General features: G+C 48.3%; 1 protein-coding gene. It reads left to right on the forward strand.

Annotation, left to right across the window (positions count from 1 at the left end; all coding sequences use genetic code 11):
* The first annotated feature begins 82 nt into the window (after nt 1-82).
* Nucleotides 83-232 carry a hypothetical protein gene (locus AXE65_RS13835; RefSeq protein WP_160330600.1) on the forward strand — a complete coding sequence of 50 codons (150 nt, stop codon included), beginning with the start codon at nt 83-85 and terminating at the stop codon, nt 230-232.
* The last annotated feature ends 87 nt before the right edge of the window (nt 233-319 follow it).

The raw sequence follows: 319 nt of genomic DNA on the forward strand, positions 1-319 counted from the left end.
TCGAACGTTTGAAGTACCTATTTTTACCAGTCATATCAGGAAGTTATCATGCCATAAAAACATGTTTGCTTCCTAAGACCCTTTGCAAAAGTTGTGGCTGGATAATGACGCACGCACCGCGCGGTTTGGTACAGACCAGATTAACCGCCTGCTGCACCGGATTGACGGCACGCAATCGGAGTTGCGCAAGCTGATCAAGTCGGTATCGGCGGGCAAGGGTTTGGCATCGTGATTGCCAAGCATATTGCGATGCACTCGCTGGCTAAATCGAGCTTTGCCGGATTGGTTAATTACATTACCGACGATCAAAGCAAAAACC

It is taken from the genome of Ventosimonas gracilis, from assembly GCF_001580025.1.
GTDB lineage: Bacteria > Pseudomonadota > Gammaproteobacteria > Pseudomonadales > Pseudomonadaceae > Ventosimonas > Ventosimonas gracilis.